The sequence below is a fragment of the Binatus soli (SeqCode) genome (genome assembly GCF_050015535.1).
Lineage (GTDB): Bacteria > Desulfobacterota > Binatia > Binatales > Binataceae > Binatus > Binatus soli.
The window spans coordinates 32,316-51,032 of sequence record NZ_JBEKBF010000022.1; the positions used below are offsets into that span (position 1 = coordinate 32,316).

The 18,717-nt window shown below is 62.3% G+C and carries 15 protein-coding genes; 10 read left to right on the plus strand and 5 right to left on the minus strand.

What is annotated here, in order from left to right; translation table 11 throughout:
* Window positions 1-90: 90 nt before the first annotated feature.
* Window positions 91-1,194, plus strand: a complete 1,104-nt coding sequence (locus ABR989_RS15600) for a lysylphosphatidylglycerol synthase domain-containing protein (protein ID WP_428130237.1) — start codon at window positions 91-93, stop codon at window positions 1,192-1,194.
* Complete coding sequence (locus ABR989_RS15605; protein WP_428130238.1) at window positions 1,191-2,003, plus strand: DUF4412 domain-containing protein; 813 nt, start codon at window positions 1,191-1,193, stop codon at window positions 2,001-2,003. Before ABR989_RS15600 ends, ABR989_RS15605 begins: the two co-directional genes overlap by 4 nt.
* 181 nt (window positions 2,004-2,184) lie before the next feature.
* Here the strand turns inward: ABR989_RS15605 and ABR989_RS15610 are convergent, their stop codons facing one another.
* From ABR989_RS15610 to rpoD, 4 genes are all read right to left on the minus strand, one after another.
* Entirely contained in the window at window positions 2,185-4,290 is a 2,106-nt protein-coding gene (locus ABR989_RS15610; protein ID WP_428130239.1) for a heterodisulfide reductase-related iron-sulfur binding cluster, read from the minus strand.
* Window positions 4,291-4,606: 316 nt separating this feature from the next.
* Window positions 4,607-4,993: a GNAT family N-acetyltransferase gene (locus ABR989_RS15615; protein ID WP_428130240.1), complete on the minus strand. Its 387-nt coding sequence runs from the start codon at window positions 4,991-4,993 to the stop codon at window positions 4,607-4,609.
* A gap of 144 nt (window positions 4,994-5,137) precedes the next feature.
* The gene (locus tag ABR989_RS15620; protein WP_428130241.1) at window positions 5,138-5,320 is read right to left on the minus strand and encodes a type II toxin -antitoxin system TacA 1-like antitoxin; all 183 of its coding nucleotides are present in this window, start codon (window positions 5,318-5,320) and stop codon (window positions 5,138-5,140) included.
* A 123-nt stretch (window positions 5,321-5,443) separates the two neighbouring features.
* On the minus strand, window positions 5,444-7,213 hold the full coding sequence (gene rpoD / locus ABR989_RS15625) for an RNA polymerase sigma factor RpoD (RefSeq protein ID WP_428130242.1): 1,770 nt from the start codon (window positions 7,211-7,213) through the stop codon (window positions 5,444-5,446).
* A 429-nt stretch (window positions 7,214-7,642) separates the two neighbouring features.
* Here rpoD and ABR989_RS15630 point away from each other — a divergent pair, with 429 nt between their 5' ends.
* The 3 genes from ABR989_RS15630 to ABR989_RS15640 all read left to right on the plus strand — a co-directional run bounded on the left by ABR989_RS15630 (window position 7,643) and on the right by ABR989_RS15640 (window position 12,222).
* Window positions 7,643-8,662 carry a sodium:calcium antiporter gene (locus tag ABR989_RS15630; protein WP_428130243.1) on the plus strand — a complete coding sequence of 340 codons (1,020 nt, stop codon included), beginning with the start codon at window positions 7,643-7,645 and terminating at the stop codon, window positions 8,660-8,662.
* Window positions 8,663-8,729: 67 nt separating this feature from the next.
* Complete coding sequence (locus tag ABR989_RS15635; protein WP_428130244.1) at window positions 8,730-11,066, plus strand: DNA polymerase domain-containing protein; 2,337 nt, start codon at window positions 8,730-8,732, stop codon at window positions 11,064-11,066.
* An 82-nt stretch (window positions 11,067-11,148) separates the two neighbouring features.
* Window positions 11,149-12,222: a class I SAM-dependent methyltransferase gene (locus tag ABR989_RS15640; RefSeq protein WP_428130245.1), complete on the plus strand. Its 1,074-nt coding sequence runs from the start codon at window positions 11,149-11,151 to the stop codon at window positions 12,220-12,222.
* Window positions 12,223-12,232: 10 nt separating this feature from the next.
* On the opposite strand, the gene ABR989_RS15645 is transcribed toward ABR989_RS15640, so the two are convergent.
* Window positions 12,233-14,056 (minus strand): FAD-binding protein, encoded by a 1,824-nt coding sequence (locus ABR989_RS15645; RefSeq protein WP_428130246.1) that lies wholly within the window; start codon window positions 14,054-14,056, stop codon window positions 12,233-12,235.
* 105 nt (window positions 14,057-14,161) lie between these two features.
* Between ABR989_RS15645 and ABR989_RS15650 the strand changes: the two genes are divergently transcribed.
* From ABR989_RS15650 to ABR989_RS15670, 5 genes are all read left to right on the plus strand, one after another.
* Window positions 14,162-15,031: an ABC transporter substrate-binding protein gene (locus tag ABR989_RS15650; protein ID WP_428130247.1), complete on the plus strand. Its 870-nt coding sequence runs from the start codon at window positions 14,162-14,164 to the stop codon at window positions 15,029-15,031.
* On the plus strand, window positions 15,028-16,077 hold the full coding sequence (locus ABR989_RS15655) for a FecCD family ABC transporter permease (protein ID WP_428130248.1): 1,050 nt from the start codon (window positions 15,028-15,030) through the stop codon (window positions 16,075-16,077). Before ABR989_RS15650 ends, ABR989_RS15655 begins: the two co-directional genes overlap by 4 nt.
* Window positions 16,074-16,892, plus strand: coding sequence for an ABC transporter ATP-binding protein (locus tag ABR989_RS15660; protein WP_428130249.1), 819 nt, complete (start codon window positions 16,074-16,076; stop codon window positions 16,890-16,892). The genes ABR989_RS15655 and ABR989_RS15660 overlap by 4 nt, the downstream gene beginning before the upstream one ends.
* 87 nt (window positions 16,893-16,979) lie before the next feature.
* Entirely contained in the window at window positions 16,980-17,660 is a 681-nt protein-coding gene (locus ABR989_RS15665) for an HAD family hydrolase (RefSeq protein ID WP_428130250.1), read from the plus strand.
* 13 nt (window positions 17,661-17,673) lie between these two features.
* A complete protein-coding gene (locus ABR989_RS15670; RefSeq protein ID WP_428130251.1) occupies window positions 17,674-18,669 on the plus strand; it encodes a metallophosphoesterase in 996 nt (331 codons plus the stop codon).
* Window positions 18,670-18,717: the final 48 nt, after the last annotated feature.

Below are 18,717 nucleotides of genomic sequence, written 5' to 3' on the forward strand. Positions count from 1 at the left end.
AGATGCGGGCTTCGCCCTGTTAGAGCGGCTTGGGGGGGGGCATTCGGGTGGGGCGGCGTTGGGTTGCGCAGGTGGGGCGCGACTGAAAGAATGCATCGGTTGCCGCCCGTCCATAGAGGCGGTCTCCACCTGCCGATGCGCCGCGTCGAGACATACTTCATCGTTATAGCGATCGCGTTTTACGCCTGGTTCCTGACGCATTATGGGCCGGGACAGGTGATTGGCTACGTGCGGATGGCAGGATGGGGCCTGGCGCTGACAATTTCGCTGGAGGCGCTGGCGCGAATCGCAAACACGCTCGGCTGGCGGGTCACCATTGAGGACTATCCACCGAAGCTCAGGTTCATCGAGTTGTTTGCGGCGCGAATTGGCGGTGAGGCGATCGACTATGTGACGCCGTCGGCGCAGCTCGGGGGGCAGTTCGTGATGGCGGTGGATGTGCGCGAGAAACTGCGCATGCCGGTGGGGCTGGCGACGGTAATCGTCGCGTCGCTGGCCGAAGCGGTCGGGCAGATCGTGTTTCTCTCGATCGCGCTGGTGATTTCGCTGCGCCTGATACCGGTAGCCGCCAACCTCTACTGGTCGATAGTGGGCGGGTTTGCGCTGGCGATGGCGCTGGCGGGGGGCTTCTTTTTCGTGCAGATGAAGCGGCCGTTCTCGTATCTGTGGCGTGCCGCGACCAAGTTCAATATCGGGCGAATCAAAATCAACGTCGACGAAATCCGCGAGTCCGCCGATGAGGCCGACGCGGTGTTGCTCGATCTTTACGCGCACCATCGCGGCCGGCTCGCCGCGTCGTGCCTGTGCTATGCAGCCGCGTGGAGTTTCGGGCCGCTCGAAATTTATATCCTGCTGCGGCTGCTGCATCAGCCGGCGTCGTTACAGACAGCGCTGCTGGTCGAGGCGGTTGGGCTGCTGATCGAACGCGCGACCTTTCTGATTCCAGCCAAGCTGGTAAGCCAGGAGGGCGGTAAGGCGCTGATTGTGGGGATGCTCGGTTACCCGCCGGGGATAGGCTTCGCGGTGGGGTTTCTCCGCCGAATCAAAGAAATGGTATGGGTATTGTTCGGGCTGCTGAGCCTGATGATACATCGGATGGTCGTGCAGCAGCGCGGCGATATGATGGGCGCCGCCGCGGCGGGGCGCGATTCTGTGATAAAAATGCAACGAGCACAAGGAGAGCAATCGCTATGAGAAAATTAACCGCCCTGGTTGCGGGGATGACGCTCGCAATGACCGCGCTTCCCGCGGCCGCCGGGGTCGTCATCACGCAAAAGCAGCACGTGACCAACGGGGCCAACACTCGCGACGCCGTACAAACCATTTCGGTGCAGGGCAACAAGCAGAAGACGGAGACCGAGCGTCACACGATCATCACTGACCTCGACAAAGGGAAGATGTACGTGATCGATCCGAAGGCGAAGACCTACTTCGAGATCGAGTTTCCGCCCAAGGGGCAGATGGCGGCGATGATGGCGGCGAGCCAGAGCGCGGCGATGAACTTCAAGAAGGCCGGCACCACGCGCGAGATCGCGGGCTACAAGTGTGCCGACTACAACGGCGGCGGGCACATGATGCAGGGCGACTACACGGTCAAGGAATGCTTCTCGACTGCCGTGCCCGGCGCCGCGGAGTTTTCGGCGTTCGAGAAAAATATGGCGGACAAGCTCAAGAGCACAGGCGCCGTTCCGACCAGCGGCGGCGAGATTCCAGACGGAGTGCCACTCGCGACGGACTCGACGATGAAGATGGGGCACGTCTCGATGCCGGGGATGGCGCCGGAGCAGGCCGCCAAGATTAACGACATGATGGCGAAACGCCCGCCGGTCGTGATGAGCGAGACGGTCGAGAAGGTCGAATCAAAGAAGCTGGCGGACGCCGATTTCGCGGTTCCTGCAGGCTTCACCAAGAAAGAACTGCCGGCCGCGCCGGGCATGGGCTCAATGAAGATGGCGCCGGGTGCAGGCGCGCCGGGTGCGGGCGCGCCGCCGGCGGCGCATTGAGTCGCCCACGCGAACTTGCGCGGGGATTCATTCGACCGTCGCGAGTGAGTTGAACAAATAAATGACGAGCGGGGTCCGTCGGGGCCCCGCTCGTCGTGTCGATCCAACGCGAAAAACTAAATCGTGGTTGATGCGGATGCCTGCGCGCGTCTCCGGTGGCCATTGCTCGCGCAGGCGCTGTTCACTTTGTGTTTGCGCCGGTGGATTCGGCGACCAGTTCCGCGAGATCGCGCACGCGTATGCTCTCTTCGAGCGAGCGCGACTTCACCGCGTCTTCGAGCATCGTCATGCAGAACGGGCATCCCACCGCGATGCACTCGGGCTCGGCCTCGTTCAATTGATCGAAGCGCTTCAGATTGATCCGCGTGCCCTCGTGTTCCTCCTTCCAGAAGCATCCACCGCCCGCGCCGCAGCAGAAGGTGCGATTTTTGGACTGTTCGACCTCGGCCACCTCGGCGGCGGGGATCGCGCCGAGCGCGCTTCGTGCGCTGTCCCATTTGCGATTGTGACGCGCCATGTAGCACGGGTCGTGATAGGTGATGCGTTGGTTGATCTCGGCGCGGGGCTTCAAACGTCCGGCCTGGATTAGTTCGTCGATAAACTCGGCTTCATGCACGACCGTATAGTTACCGCCGAAGTCCGGATACTCATTCTTCAGGTTGTGATAGCAATGCGGGCATTGAGTGACTATTCGCCGCGGCTTGTAGCGATTGAGCGTCTCGACGTTCTGCGCCGCGACGGTCGCGTACAGGTATTCGTTGCCGAGCCGGCGGGCCGGGTCGCCGGTGCAGGTCTCCTCGCGCCCGAGGATCGCAAACTTGACGCCGGCCTGTTTCATCAAGGCCGCGAACGACTTGCTTACGCGCTGGATGCGTTCGTCGTACGAGCCGGCGCATCCCACCCAATACAGCACGTCGATCTCTGACGGATCGTCGAGCTCGGCGATCTCGGGAATTTCAAGTCCCTGTGCCCATTCGGCGCGCTTTTCCCGAGCAAGGCCCCATGGATTTCCCTGGTTCTCGATTCCCTTGAAGGCTCCCGTCAGTTCGGTCGGGAACCTCGACTCCATCAGTACGTCGTAGCGCCTCATGTCCACGATTCTTTGTATGTGCTCGATGCCGACCGGGCATCCCTCTTCGCACCATCCGCACGTCGTGCATGCCCAGACCGCTTCTTCGGTCGCGACCTGCGTGATCATGTCAGGGCCGTCCCATGTGGGCGCTTCGGCGCCGCCGCCCTGCCTGCCGTTTGCCTTCGCCGCGAGCAGAAAGGGCGCCTTGTCGAGCAGATGCTCGCGCTGTTCGATCACAAGATACTTGGGATTCAGCGTTTTGCCGGTGTTGACGGTGGGGCAGTTGATCGTGCAGCGGCCGCACTCGAGGCACGATCCCATGTCGAGCAGCTGCTTCCACGTGTAATCCTCGACCTGCGAGACGCCGAACGTCTCGGCGGTCTCGAAATCCTTGATCGGCGCGAGCCGTCCGCGCGGACCGAGGTTACGGAAGAACAGATTGAGCGGGCCGAAGATCAAATGACGCAGCTTGGTGAACGGAAAACAGAACAGCAGCGCGTACACGAACATCACGTGCACCAGCCACAGCCATCGATGGTAAGCAGAGCCGGCGCCGAGCGCGCCCTCGATACGGCCCACGACCCGTCCCACGTATGCCCATTCGGTGAACGCGGGATGCGCGGCGTTGATACGCGCGCCCTCGAGCATCAGGCCCGTGACGGCAGCCAGCACCATCATCGACATCGGGAACCAGTAGCCGAGCCGGTTCTCGAGATTGTCCCGGACTTTCTCCGCAGGCGGCTCATTGAGCACGGTGGGTTTGCGAAAAGCGCGCCGCGCACCTTCCATCAGCACGCCGAGGATCAGCAGGATGAAGAAGGTGTCCATCGCAACTTTGAAGTAAAGATAGAAATCGCCATAGAAAAAGTAGAAATCGAGGCCGAACAGAGCGAATAGATCGCGCACGTCGCTGTTGATCACGACGATCGTCGTACCGATGAACAGTCCGACAAATGCGACGTAAAACGCGTAATGCATCCATCCCCATGTCTCGCGAATCACGTTGCCCTGGCCGAACGAATCGCGCAGCGCCAGCAGCAGGCGCTGGAGTGGATGATCGAGGCGATCGTCGGACACGCCGAGACTCAGCAGCCGGTACCAGCGGAGGCCGGCGTAAATGAACCCGGCGATCAGCAGCCCGAGCATGGCGTACATCAGCACGATGAACGGAACGGGGATGTTCCAGAAGATTTGGCGGGTAACTTGCTCGTTCATTTGCGCTCCATCAGGACCATGCGGCCGGCGTCGAAGAGTGAACGACGAAAAACGAAAGGCCGGGGGCGAAGGCGCCTGTAACAGACTCTAACTCCTAGCAGGACCAGCATCGATCAGGAAAGAACAAAGTGCGCGCGAAACGGGGATTTCATTCAACGCGGAATCGAGCGTGATCCCGCGCCGCCTTGCGGCCTCGGCTCCCGGCCCGTGCCCCCGACCACGCGGATCGCCCAGCCTTCAGGTCCCGCTCGCCCGCAATCGACTCGCGCGACATCTGTCCCTAAACGCCCGGATCACCCCAGCCAATGAAAAATCGTTATGGGTTCATCGCCGCGACGGTGATCGATTTTTTGACGTCCTTGATCATGATGAAGAGACGAAGCGGATCACTGACCGAAGCGGTGAAGCCAAGGCCCTCGTAAAAGTTCGCCGCGTTTTGATCCTTGGCCTCTACCATGACGGCGCGAATGCCGAACCATTGCGCGGTCTTCAAAGTTTCCTCGAATGCGTGCCGGACCATAAACGTTCCGAGGCCGCTTCCTTGAAAGCGCATATCGACGCCGAACCTGCCGATCAGAACCACAGGAATAGGACTCCGTCCCATCCCCTGTGACACGCGCGGCGGGGCGACCGTGCGATCGGTATGAGAGGCAGAGAGGCAGAAGTACGCGGCTATCAGGTCTTGGGTAGGTTCAACAGTCACATACACGCGCGCGCCGCCACCCTGATGGCTTGGCCACGCATGCTTTTGAAGCCAATCGTTGAGAACGGGGACGCCGCAATCAAACCTTTGCGCGCGGGAAACATCCCCATGCTCCATGAGCCGGGGACGGGCGAACGGCACGCGCTAATCCCAAGGCGCTTTCGCGCGGAACAACTCCACGAGCTGGGGAATATCTCGCGGGGGACTCTCCAAGGCCGCGACGAACTGCTCCCAAGTACGCTCGTCAAGAACGAGCGTTTCACTTGTCGAAAACGCGCTGCCCGCATCGCGGATTACGTCGTTCCTCTGTTCCTTAGGACTGCCCATCGCATCCCTCGTAATACGTAATATTTAAGGTACGCTCGGTGGCGTCAGGCGTCAATGTGAACACCGCCGTCGCCTTCACATTGCATCCGAGCCCTTAAATCACATTGCCGGAACGTCGGGCCGCTACTCGCCGCCGCGCTCCTGGAAGCCCTCGAGGTTGCGCGATCTGCCGGTCTGGCGCAGTTTGCGCAACGCCTTGGCCTCGATCTGCCGGATGCGCTCGCGGGTGACGGCGAATTGTTTGCCGACTTCCTCCAGCGTGTAGTCGGTCTTCTGGCCGATGCCGAAGCGCATGCGCAGGATTTGCTCCTCGCGCGGGGTGAGCGTGGCCAACACCTTGCGCGTCTGCTCGCCGAGGTTGCCCTGAATTGCAGCCTCGACGGGCGACGGCGCGAGTTCGTCCTCGACAAAATCGCCGAGCGAACTTTCTTCTTCGTCGCCGATTGGCGTTTCGAGTGAGATGGGTTCCTTGACGATCTTGAGCACCTTCTGGACCTTGTCCAGCGGCATCTCCATCTGCTCCGCGATTTCTTCGGGCCCGGGTTCGCGGCCGAGCCGCTGCACGAGCAGGCGCGTGACGCGGAGCAGCTTGTTGATTGTCTCGACCATGTGGACCGGGATGCGAATGGTGCGGCCCTGGTCGGCGATCGCACGCGACATCGACTGCCTAATCCACCAGGTCGCGTAGGTCGAAAACTTGTAGCCGCGTTGATACTCGAACTTGTCCACCGCGCGCATCAGGCCGATGTTGCCTTCCTGGATGAGGTCGAGAAAGCCAAGGCCGCGATTGGTGTAACGCTTGGCCAGGCTGACGACGAGGCGCAAGTTGGCCTCGGTCAGCTCCTTTTTCGCGCGGCGGCTCTTGTCCTGTCCGGCGGCGATGGTCTCGAGCTTGCGCGCGTATTCCTCGCCGGTGTCCTTGGCCTTTTTTTCGACTTCGCGAATAGTTTTTTGCGCCAAGCGAATTCTGGCCGCGATATCGAGCAGGTTCTCGCGGACATCATTTATCTTCAGGACGTGCCGGCGGTCTTCGGCTTCGGCGGCTTCCTTGAGCAGGTGAGTGCGCGAGCGGCCGGTCGCTTCCTCGTACTTCGCGATCGTGTGCTGCGCGATGCGGAACTGTTCAAGGAAGTCGCGCATCTCGCCGATCACCGCTTCCATCAGGCGGCGCGACAACGCCATCGCGCGCAATTCCTTTTTCACGCGCTCGTTCAGACGGGTCAGGTTCTTGTCGAGGTTGGGCTTGCGGCGCGGACCGGGCTTGTTGCGGAGTTCTTCCTCGATTGCCTCGATTTTGGCGCGCAGGTCGGTGAGCTTCCTGGTCGCGAGCGTCAATTTCTTGCGCTGGCGCTCGTCGGCTTCGGGTCCGCGCTCTTCGTCGGGTTCGTCAGGCGTTTCGGCGGCGTCCTCGAAGACATCGCGCAGATCGGCTTCGCCTGCCTCCACGCGTTCGCCCACTCGAATCACGAAATCGAGCGTGATCGGCGAGCCCAACACTTCCTCTTCGACTTCGTTCTCGCCGGCTTCGATGCGCTTGGCAATTTCGACTTCCTGTTCCCTCGAGAGAAGCTGGAAGTTGCCCATCTCCTTGAGATAGAGCCGGACGGGGTCCGACGACTCGCCAAGCGAATCTGCAGCCGCCGGCGCGGCCTCGGGCGCTTCTTCGGGCTCTTCCTTGCCTTCGACCTCGACTTCGTCGGCGCCTTCGGTCGGGACTTCCTCGAGCACCTTGATATCAAGGTCCTCGAAGCTGTCCAGCGCGGCGCGCAGGTCGGTCGGTGAAGCGACATCCTGCGGCAGGTAGTCGTTGACCTGCTCGAAGGTCAGGTAGCCCTGCTCACGGCCGAGATCGACAAGACCCTGTAGGTCCTTACCTTCGTACTTCTGCTTCATTCGTTTTGCTTCCGTTTGGCGCGGGCGTTGGCCGCCGATGCGATGCGTGAAAATCGGCGCGCAATGCGGGCCGCCATTGCGACCGCGAGCCGGGAATCAAGTAGCCTCATTTATACAGACGAGAATACAAAGGCAAGTGAACCACACCAAAGAATCAAGTGTAAGGATCGCTAAGATGAGAGTCAACTTACGCATCGCCCTCGCCACGCGATCATTGGGCGAATTACGCTCTGCCGTGCGGCCTTATCGCGAATCCGCGCTCGTCGGTGACCGCTGCAGGTATTATACGCATCGTTTGGCCGTTTGGCTGCATTGCGGCCGATCTTTTCCTTCGACTCGAACCGAGGTGCTGGAAAATGAGTGCGCGCTGGAAATCGCGAGCGGGCCTCTCTATTCTCGACGCTGCTCCGCCCCCCTTTGAGCAGAATTTTGGCAATACACGCGATAATCCTGATGCTCAGCTTCGCGATAATCCTCGCAGGCTCGGAACTTTTTACCAATGGCGTCGAATGGGCGGGGCATCGATTGCATATTGCTGAGGCCGCGGTCGGGAGCCTGCTCGCCGCGGTCGGAACGGCGCTGCCGGAGACGTTCATCCCGGCGGTCGCGCTGTTGACCGGGCGCGACTCCGCGACGGCGCATGCCGCGGTCGGACTTGGAGCGATTGTCGGCGCACCGCTGATGCTGTCCACGGTGGCTATGTTCGTGATGGGCATTGCGGCGCTCGCATTTCGCAGGCGTCGGGGACGGATTGCGCTTAAAGTGGTACGCGAGGACGCGCGCCGGGATCTCGCATTCTTCTTTCCGGTTTTTTTGTGCGTGGTGATCGCAGGCACAATCGAGATGGGCGCGGTGCTTCGCCACGTCCTCGCAGTCGCATTGCTGGTAGTGTATGCGAGCTACGCGGTTGTGATGCTGCGGCTCAAGCGCGCGGTCGGCGCGGAGGTCGAGCACGGACTTTATTTCGAGTCGATTTTGCGCGGGAATCCGCTCGAGCCGCGCGCATCGGCGACGGCCGCGCAAATAATCGTAGGCGTACTCGCGATTCTGATCGGTGCAGTCGAGTTTGTCGATCAGATCATCGTGTTCTCAGCGCATGCGCATCTGAATCCCGGCGTACTTTCGCTCATGTTGAGCCCGCTCGCGACCGAACTGCCCGAGAAATACAACTCCGTGGTCTGGATTCGCCAGGGCAAGGACCATCTCGCGCTCGCCAACATCACCGGCGCGATGGTCTTCCAGTCGTGCATCCCCGTTGCACTGGGGCTCGTGTTTTCGCCGTGGCATCTGACGAATCCCGAACTGCTCGCGGGATCGATCGCGCTCGCTTCGGCAGCGATTCTTTACATCAACTTGCGCGACTCGGAACTCGGAACTCCGACGCTGATGATCGGCGCAGCCGCATACGCGATCTTTCTGGTTGGCCTTTGGTACCTCGGCACGCTCTGAATCTACGCGCGAGGACGCGTTGTCTGACGCGAGCTTGCGGGTGCACAATCGACGGACGCGGGTCGCGATGACTACTTACCAGGAGATTTCGGCGCAGTTTTACAGCAACCGCCTGCTGTTCGGCGATCCCGCCGATCCGGGCGTGGTCGCGGTCGAGATCGCTTCGAAGACCGAGATCGACGTTTACCGGCGCCTGTCGGGCAGGCTTGCGCGCGAGCGCCGTCCGATTCAGTCATTTCTGCTCGTCGAGGATTTGGCCTTGCTCGAAGCTTTCAGGCCCGTGCATGAGACGCGCGCGCTCGAGGGCGATTTCCGTTACCGGGTGCTCGTCACCTTCGGCTCGCTCGACGCTCTGGAAGCCGCCAAGCGCCATCTCAGGAACGTGACAGGCAAGGCGCCCAACGCGCCCGACGCGCCGTATCTGGTGCTGACCGATCCGGTCGAGCAGCATCTGATGCTGAGCGGGACGACGTTTTTCATCGGGATGGATTTCAGCGAGCTGCGCCGCCTCCAGCTCGATATCGAGACCTATATCTCGCCGGGGTTTGAGTTTCCGTCGGCGGCACGCGAGGGCGATCGCGTGATCGCGATCTCGCTCACCGACTCGACCGGTTTCGAGCGCTTGCTCAGGGGCACCGAGATGGACGAGCGCGCGATGCTGGAGGAGATGGTGCGAATCGTCCAGGATCGCGATCCCGACGTCGTCGAGGGCCACAATCTGTTCCGGTTCGATCTCGAATACCTGGAGACGCGGGCGCGCCGCCACGGGGTGAAGCTCAAGCTGGGGCGCGATGGCGGCGAGCTTCGTGCCCGCCCGTCGCGCATGCAAATTGCGGAACGATCGATCGCCTACCGCCGCTACGACATCCCGGGCCGCAGCATCATAGATACGTGGATCCTCGCGCAGCACTACGATATTTCGAGTCGCGAACTGGAGAGCCTGGGGCTGAAGCAGCTTGCGCAACATTTCGGGCTGGCGCGCAAGGATCGCGTGTATATCGATGCGTCGAAAATCAGCCACTACTTCGAACACGAACCGGAAAAGCTCTACGAGTACGCGCTCGACGATGCCCGTGAGACGCGCGCGCTGGCCCAGACGCTGTCTCCCAGTTACTTCGTGCAAGCGCAGATATTCCCGTACTCGTACCAGAGCGCGGTGCTGCGCGGGAATGCGACCAAGATTGACGCGCTCATGATGCGCGCGTATCTGGCGGCGGGGCATTCCATTCCCGAGCCGTCGGCGCCGAGCCCGGTCGCGGGCGGCTACACGGAGATTCGCCGATGCGGTGTCGCCCACGGTGTCCTTCACTGTGACGTGACGTCGCTGTATCCGTCGTTGATGCTGCAATATCGGCATGCGCCGGCCGCTGACCGGCTGGGCGTGTTCCTCAAGATGCTTGGCGATCTGCGCAGCTTCCGGGTGCAGGCCAAGGCGCTCGCGCGCGGACTCAAGGGTATCGAGCGGCGCAACGCCGACGCGCTCCAGCAGACGTTCAAGATCCTCATCAATTCATTTTACGGTTACCTGGGTTTTTCGCTCGGCCATTTCAATGACTTCGGCGCGGCCAACGCATTGACGAAGCGCGGACGCGATCTGATTCAGCGCGCAGTGGCGAAACTCGAGGAGCACGACGCGCAGGTTATCGAGGTCGATACCGACGGAATCTATTTCGTGCCGCCTCCCGATGCCGCCAGCGAGGAAGGCGCGGACAGGCTCCTGGAGCAGGTCGGGGCGATTATGCCCGAGGGAATCCGGCTGGAGATCGACGGTCGTTACCGCGCGATGTTCTCCTACAAAATGAAAAATTACGTCCTGCTGGATGAGACGGGAAAGATGACCATTCGCGGTTCGGGGCTGCGCTCGCGGGGACTCGAACGCTTCCAGCGCCGCTTCATGGAAGAGATGTTCCGCATGCTGCTGGAGGATCGACGCAGAGAAATTCCGAAACTCCATGACGACTATCGCGCGCGTCTGGCCCGCCACGAAATAGGAATCGCCGATCTGATGAAGACCGAGACGATCCAGGATTCGCTCGACACTTATCGCCACAAGATCGGTGACAACAGCCGCAATCCCGCGGCGGCCTACGAGCTTGCGCTCAAGGCCGAGCGGCCGTACCTTGCCGGCGATCAAATTTCATACTACGTCACCGGGCGCGGCGCGCGTGCGGCGGTAAACGAATTCGCGAAGATGGCGGCGGAGTACGATCCGGACAATCCCGACGAAAACGTCGAGTACTACCAAGCCAAGCTTGCCGACCTTTTTGAAAAATTCCAGGTGTTTGTCGAGCGGCCCGGTCTGTTCGCGCCAGCCGCGGAAGACGAGGGCAAGCCGGTTCAGCTCTCGATGTTCGCCGACCCGCAAGTCAGGCCTGAAGAACAGCGCGCGGCCCCCGAAAAGTAGCCGGGTCAGAAGCCCCAAGCATCTGGAAGCCTAGCCGGGGATGCCTGAATCGATAGATACTGCGCGTATCCGGAGGAAAACGATGGCCGGCGAAAAACAGCAGCTCGATTGGGACAAGATCAAGCAATTCTCGATGCAGGTATACAACGACATCGGCGCCGCGATGCTCGGGCCGCTGAGCTATATCGGCGATCGGCTGGGAATCTTCAGCGCGCTGGCCGAAGCGGGCGCCGTCACCAGCGCGGCGCTTGCGGATCGGACGGGACTCAGCGAGCGGTATCTGCGCGAATGGCTCAGTGCGATGACGGCGGCCGGGTACGTGAATTACGACGCCTCGGCGAAGACCTACGCGATGCCGGCGGAGCATGCGATGGTGCTGGCGCGCGACGACTCGCCGTTTTTCGCCGGCGGCTTTATCGAAATGATCGTCCCTCATGTGTCGATTGCGCCGAAAGTGATGGCGTCATTCAAGAACGGGGGCGGCGTATCGCAGAGCGAGTATCCGCCCGAGACGTGGGAGGCGATGGAGCGTTCGTCAGCCTCGCTATTCCGGCATCAGTTGATTCGCAAGTGGCTGCCGGCGATGCCGCAAGTGGTCGCGAAGCTGAGCGAAGGCGGGTCGTCGCTGGACGTTGGCTGTGGCAGCGGCCGCGCGTCGATCGCGATCGCATCCGCATTTCCCAAGGCCCAGGTTTTCGGCTTCGACGCGCACCTTGGATCGGTGGAGCGCGCGCGTGCAAACGCGAAAGCCGCCGGTCTGGGGGACAGAATCAAGTTTGACCTCGTTGATTGCACCAGGCTGCCGGCCGCGCAATTCGATTTCATCTCGACCTTCGACGTGGTGCATGACTCCGTCGATCCGGAGGCGCTGCTGAAATCGATTCGAGCTGCGCTCAAACCCGACGGCACTTACCTGATGGTCGAGGTAAACGTGTCGTCGAATCTCGAAGACAACATCAATCCGATGGGGCGGCTGATGTATTCGATAAGCACGCTGTACTGCATGACGGTATCGCTGGCGCACGGCGGCGCGGGAATCGGCGCGTGCATGGGCGAGGCAAAAGCGCGCGAGCTTGTCGCCGCGGCGGGGTTCAAGCACTTTCGCCGCCTGCAAGTCGGGGATATGTTTTCGGCGCTCTACGAAATCCGCGCGTAGTTGTAGCCGATCATTGAAGGCGCCGCTGGAAGGCATTCTGCAAAGCGGGCAGGATGGTATCCCAATCGGCGACCAACCCTATATTCGCGCGCTCGAAGATCAGCGCGTCGGCATCGTTGTTGATCGCGACGATGGTATCCGCGCGCTTGAGACCGCAGGTATGGTTGGGCGCGCCGCGCACCCCAATCGCAATATACAGGCGCGGATCGATCGATTTGCCGGTTAACCCGACCTGCAACTGCCGCGGCGCCCATCCATTGTCCGTCACGCGCCGCGTCGCGCACATCGCGGCGCCGAGCACTCGCGCGAACGCGGCGGCTTTCGCGACGCCGTCAGGTCCACCGATTCCCGTGCCGATGCCAACGACAACTTCGGCGCCTTCGAGCGGCGCAATGGTGGTATCGAGGATCGCGTGCGCCTTTATGAGCCTGCTTTTCGGCGGGCTCAGCTCAGGACGCGCGATCCGAATTTCGGCTTCCCTGGCTTCCGATGGCTCCGCGAGTTCGAACACGCCCGGCCGCACCGTCGCCATCTGCGGAAACGTTTTCGAGTAAATCGACGCGACGATGTTGCCGCCGAAAGCCGGCTTGAGCGCGACCATCCGATTCTCCGAGTCGAGCTCGATATCGATCGCATCGCCGGTGAGCCCCAAGCCCAGCCGCGCGGCCAGCCGAGGCCCCCAGTCGCGCCCGCGCTCGGTGGCGCCAATCAAAATTCCCCACGGCGCGTGCATCGAAACGAGCTTCGCAACAGCCTCAGCGGCGGCCTCGGGGGTGTACGAAACCAGCGCCGGATGCTCGATCATAAGCACCTGGTCGGCGCCGAAACTCGCCAGCAGCCCCGCGTGTCGCGCGACGGCGCGGTCAAATCCCACCGCGGCCATCGCGCCGCCCAATCGCGACGCGAGTTCGTCGCCGCGTGAAAGCAGTTCGAGCGTGCCGCGCGTGACGCGGCCTTCAAGGTCGGTCTCGCACACGATCCACAGGTCATGATTACGATTGCCCGCGCGCCGCGCCGTTCCGATCGAACGGCGATTGTGCGCGCGCGGGTTGAGCGCGCCGATTGTTTCGAGCGCCGACATCACCTCGGCCGCGGCGCGTTCGGCGTCGGTCGAGTCGATAAATTTACATTCGGTCTTCGGCGTCGTGACGACGCGGACCTCCTGCACCCACGTCGGCGAACCCGCGAGTCCGAATTCTTTCGGATCGGCGCCGAGCTCCGCTGCGCGCACGGATTGGATCGGCCCGGTCTTTGCCTCCTCGGAAGCACCCGGCTTCACCTTGACGGGCTGTGCGATGCGCTCGGCGCAGGTGATGACCGCGGGCATCCCGGCCTCGATTTCCTCGAATCCTTCGTCGCTTTCACGCTCGGCGCGAAGCCGGCGGCCGTCGAGTTCCAGCTTTCGCGCGCCGGTTATCTGCGCGGCGCCGATTAGTTCCGCGATCTCGGCGCCGACCTGCCCCGTCTCCGCATCGAGCGAATACTTGCCGAGCAGGATGAGATCGAAGTTTCCGCGCGCCAGCCAAATCGCAAGCGCACGCGCCGTTGCGAGCGTGTCCGCACCCGCGAAAGCGCGGTCTTCCAGATGCACCGCGCGGTCCATTCCCATCGCGAGCGCATCCACCAGCGCGTCGCGCGCCTGCGGCGGCCCCATCGTGACGACAGTAGTCTCGGCGCCGTGGCGATTTTTCAGCTCGACGGCGAGCGAGATCGCGCGCAGATCGAACGCGCTGATCACACTGGGCCCGTCGCGCTTGATGGTCTTGGTCGTGGAGTCGAAGTTGGCTTCCTCGATTAGCGGTATCTGCTTGATGCAAACGGCGATCTTGAGCACAGCGATTCTCCCCGTCCCGACGAGGCTAGTTGAGCGCGTCGAGCGGATGCAACAAAGCGCGAGGTTGCGCTTACCGGCGCCGGTACGATCAGGTAGTTTCGCGATGTGGGTTTGTATCGACTCGCGGCCGCCGCCGCGCTGTGCGTGTATGCTCTGGCGCTCGCGTCGCCGGCGAACGCGGCCGCTCGGATGCGGATCGTGTCGCTGGCGCCCTCGGTAACGGAGACACTGTTCGCGCTGGGCGCGGGTCCCGACGTCGTCGGCGTCTCGCAGTATTGTGACTACCCTCCGCAGGTGCGCGATCTGCCGCGGGTCGGTTCCTTTCTGACTCCGAATCTCGAAGCGATCATCGCGCTGCGCCCGACGCTGGTCGTCGGACTTGAACTGTCATCGGACGTGCGCCAGATTCGCGCGTTGAATTCGATGGGTTATCCGGTGCTGCTGGTCAGCGACGACTCTTTGCAACAAATCGAAACCAGTATCGAAACGGTGGGTGCGCGAATCAATCGCCAGCGCGAAGCGCATCAGCTCGTCGCGCGGATTCAGGCGCAGATCGCCGCAGTCCAAAATCGCCTCGCAAACGTAAAGCCGGAGCCTGCGTTGATGCTCGTCGGTCATCAGCCGATCGTCGCGGTGGGGGCGGGCACTTATCTCGATGAGATCATGCGCATAGCGCGCGCCGACAACATCGCTGCGGACGTCGGCGAGCAGTGGCCGCACCTGAGCATGGAGTACATAATCGCGATGCGTCCCCAGGTCGTCCTCGACGGTTCGATGGGCACCGATCCGTCGTCGTCGAGCGACTTCTGGGGAAAATATCCGGCGATTCCGGCGGTGCGCGACCATCGCGTCTTCGGCTATGCGGTGGATCCCATTCTCCATGCCGGCCCGCGCGTGGGGCAGTCGCTCGAGATAATCGCGCGGATGATTCATCCCGAGGCATGGGATCGCGCCGCCGGCGGTGCCCACCAGTGAATCCGACCGCCGGCAATCCTGCGCCGCAGCGCAACTCCACCGCGCACCTGACGCGCACCCGGCTGCTTTCGATACTGGCCGCGCTCGCAATTCTGCTGATTGTTTGCGCGGTCGCAGCCGCGCTGTTTGGCAGCGCGCATATCAGCCTCACGCGCGCATTTTCCGATCCCACCAGTCCCGATCACGCGATTTTCTTCGGCGCCCGATTGCCGCGGGTGCTGATGGGTGTAATCGTCGGCGCGATGCTGGCTGCGGTCGGAACGGCTCTGCAAGCGCTCGTGAGGAACCCGCTGGCAGAGGGCGGCATCCTCGGAATCTCCGGCGGCGGCGCGCTCGGCGCGATACTTGCGCTCGTGATGTCCGCGAAACTCGGCGGCGGCGAGGCGGCCGTCCCACTGTGCGCATTTGGCGCGGCGCTGCTCTCGACCGTGGCGGTTTATCGGCTCGCGATGGTTGACGGCCAGCTTGAACCATTCACGCTGCTGCTGGTCGGCGTCATCTTCAACGCGTTCTGGGGCGCGGCAATCATGCTCGTGAACAGCGTCGTCAACTTCTACTACGCGCACAGCATTCTGTTCTGGCTGATGGGCAGCCTCGAGGCGCCGACCTATCGCGAAGCGGCGGGCGTCGCGGGTTTGGGGCTGGCCGGCTTCGCCGTGCTGATGTTTCAAGCTCGCGATCTGAATCTGCTTAGTCTCGGCGACGAGTCGGCCGCCGAACTTGGCGTTGACGTGGACCGCCTTCGGCGCACGATCTTCATCGCGACCTCGGTCATGATCGGTGCCGCGGTCTCCGTCAGCGGAATCATTTCGTTCGTCGGACTGATCGTTCCGCATACTTTGAGATTGGTGTTCGGCGCGGATCATCGGCTGCTTCTGCCCGCGTCGCTGATAGGCGGCGCGGCATTCATGGTCGCGGCAGATTTGGTCGCGCGGGTCGCAATCGCCCCGGCCGAAATTCCCGTCGGCGCGATCACCGCGCTCTGCGGCGGCCCGTTCTTTATCTACATGCTGCGCCGCGAAGGCCGGAGACCGCTTTCGCTATGACGACGACATCGCGCGACACCGTCACCGCTATGCGTGCGAGCGCGATTCACGCGGGATATCCCGGCGTGCCCGTGCTGCATGGCGTCTCGATCGAAGTGGCGGCCGGCGAAATGCTCGCCATCGTCGGTCCAAACGGGGCCGGCAAGTCCACGCTGCTCAAGGTGCTCGGCGGCTCGATGAAGCCGGGTGCGGGAAGCGTCGAACTCTTCGGCCGCCCGCTCGATTCGATCGATCGCCGGGAATTCGCACGCACTGTTGCGTCGGTTGGCCAGGAAAACGCGGTCGCATTTCGCTTCACGGTGCTGGAAATCGCGCTGATGGGACGCGCGCCGCATCTCGGCGCCTTCCGCTTCGAGAGCCCCCACGATTTGGAAATCGCATCAGCGGCGCTCGACCGCTTCGACCTGCTCGATCTTGCGGCCCGCTACGTTCAGGAACTGTCCGGCGGCGAACGCAAGCGCGTGTTTCTGGCCCGCGCGCTCGCACAGGAGCCGAAGATTGCACTGCTCGACGAGCCGACCGCATTTCTGGATCTGAAGCACGTCGCCGAAATTTTCGCGCGCTTTCGCGAGCTGTGCACCGAGCGCGGCATGGCCGTAGTTGCGACGCTTCACGATCTCAATGCCGCCGCGCTCTATGCCGATCGCGTGCTGCTGCTCGCCGATGGCGCTGCCGTCGCATATGGAACTCCCGCGGAAGTTCTGACGGCGGAGAATCTGCGGCGCGTGTACGAGACCGACGTGTACGTCGGGCGCAATCCCTCGACGGGTGCGCTCATAATTCTGCCCGCCGCACTTCCCAACGCCCGCGCATAGCTTGTTCGGCGCGGGCGATTAGCCATTTGCCCGCTCAAGCGCGCGCCGGTACGCTGTACATAGATGCCCTCTTCTCCGACTGAGTCTTTGAATCTCGTATTCGACGCCGACGACACGCTCTGGGATTCCAATATCCATTTTCTCGAGGCGTTCGATTTCTTCGCTGCGGCCGTCGGTGACGCCGTCCTCGGCATCTCTCGCGTAGAGATTCACGCTGCGGTGCGCCGCGCCGAATTCCGGCTTATCAAAACGCATGGCTACGGCCGCCGTCCTTACGTGATAGCGCTGCATCAGGCGGCTGCTGAACTAGCGCCCGCAGGCCACGACGGATTGCGCGACGAGATCGAGCAAATCGGCGCGCATCTGCTCGACCGCGACTGCGCATTGCTGCCCGGCGTCGAGCCCACCCTTCAGGAGCTTTCGCAGCGTCACCGCCTCCTGATGTTCACCAAGGGCCAGCGCGACGAACAGTTGCACAAGCTCGCGCGTTCCGGTCTCGGCCCGCTTTTTGATCGCGTCGAGACCCCGCGCGAGAAGGACGTCGACGCCTATCGCCGCCTGGTACGCGACGCGGACCTCGATCCGTCGCTGACTTTTATGATTGGAAACAGTCCGCGCTCGGACATCAATCCCGCGGTCGCGGCCGGTCTGCGCGCCGTTTTCATACCGCATCCGCATACCTGGGACCTCGAGCACGAAGAAATCAACGATGCCGGCGACAGGATTATCGAACTAACCTCCTTCCGCCGCCTGGTCGAAGTATTCTAGTATCGATGATTCGATGTCCACTGCCGAACTCATAGACAACTTCCCCCCGCACCAGCCGGCCGTTGGCGCTGCCGTCCGTGCAAAGACCAAGCCTCCCCTGGCGCTGCGCCCGCTGCATCGAATGTGGCGGCGCACGATCGATGCGATTCAGGTGTCCGAGGTGGACCTGCCGGTGCGCGGATTACCTGCCGCTTTACGCGGACTGGTCGCATGCCAGATAAGCGACTTCCACGTCGATCGCGACGAGGATCTCGAACGATTGGCGCTCGCGGTCAAAGCCATCAATCAACAGCATCCCGACCTCATCTTTCTCACCGGTGATTACTTTTCCGGCCCCGACACGATGCATCGCTATCTAGGCGCGTTTCGCGACGCGCTCAGGCATCTGCGCCCGCAGGCGAGCCTGTTTGCGATCCTCGGCAACCATGACCATTGGTCGTCGGCCGAGCGGATCACCGATGCGCTCAAGCGCGCCGGCGCCGACGTGCTCGCCAATGACAGCCGCCGGCTCTTCATTCGCAACGAGAAACTCGTAATCGTCGGCATTGACGATCTGTGGTCGCGGCGCGCGGAGCCTGCGCGCGCGTTTGGCGACGTCAACAGCGATGACTGCACGATCGTCCTCGCGCATAATCCCGACACTGCGCTGTACACGCGCCATCTGAAGCCGGGCGTGATGCTCTCCGGCCACACGCATGGCGGTGTCGTGCGAATTCCGTTTTATGGTTCGCCGCTCAAATCGATCCTGCGCATCGGCAAAGAGTTCTACTCGGGCCTGAACCGCTACGAAGACTTTTACATTTACACCAATCGCGGTCTGGGCACGTTTTGGCTCAGGATCCGCATCAACTGCCCGCCGGAAGTCTCGCGCTTCTCGCTGACGCCTCTCCTCGACGTACCGCACGCCGAGAAATCAGACTTGACAGCGAAACTGCATCCGTTGAAGCGGGTCCGCCGCCGCCGGACGCCGCGCCCCGTCACTCACCGACCCCATCGAAAGCACGACTAGCCTGGAGTGGCTGCGATGCTCGATCTCGTGATCGTCGGCGCAACTGGT

Excerpts from the sequence above, each read along its gene's own strand:
- ABR989_RS15620 (WP_428130241.1), bottom strand. The coding sequence starts at position 5,320 with ATGGGCAGTCCTAAGGAACAGAGGAACGACGTAATCCGCGATGCGGGC.
- ABR989_RS15640 (WP_428130245.1), top strand. The coding sequence starts at position 11,149 with ATGGCCGGCGAAAAACAGCAGCTCGATTGGGACAAGATCAAGCAATTC.
- ABR989_RS15635 (WP_428130244.1), top strand. The coding sequence starts at position 8,730 with ATGACTACTTACCAGGAGATTTCGGCGCAGTTTTACAGCAACCGCCTG.
- ABR989_RS15670 (WP_428130251.1), top strand. The coding sequence starts at position 17,674 with ATGTCCACTGCCGAACTCATAGACAACTTCCCCCCGCACCAGCCGGCC.
- rpoD (WP_428130242.1), bottom strand. The coding sequence starts at position 7,213 with ATGAAGCAGAAGTACGAAGGTAAGGACCTACAGGGTCTTGTCGATCTC.
- ABR989_RS15600 (WP_428130237.1), top strand. The coding sequence starts at position 91 with ATGCATCGGTTGCCGCCCGTCCATAGAGGCGGTCTCCACCTGCCGATG.
- ABR989_RS15660 (WP_428130249.1), top strand. The coding sequence starts at position 16,074 with ATGACGACGACATCGCGCGACACCGTCACCGCTATGCGTGCGAGCGCG.
- ABR989_RS15605 (WP_428130238.1), top strand. The coding sequence starts at position 1,191 with ATGAGAAAATTAACCGCCCTGGTTGCGGGGATGACGCTCGCAATGACC.
- ABR989_RS15610 (WP_428130239.1), bottom strand. The coding sequence starts at position 4,290 with ATGAACGAGCAAGTTACCCGCCAAATCTTCTGGAACATCCCCGTTCCG.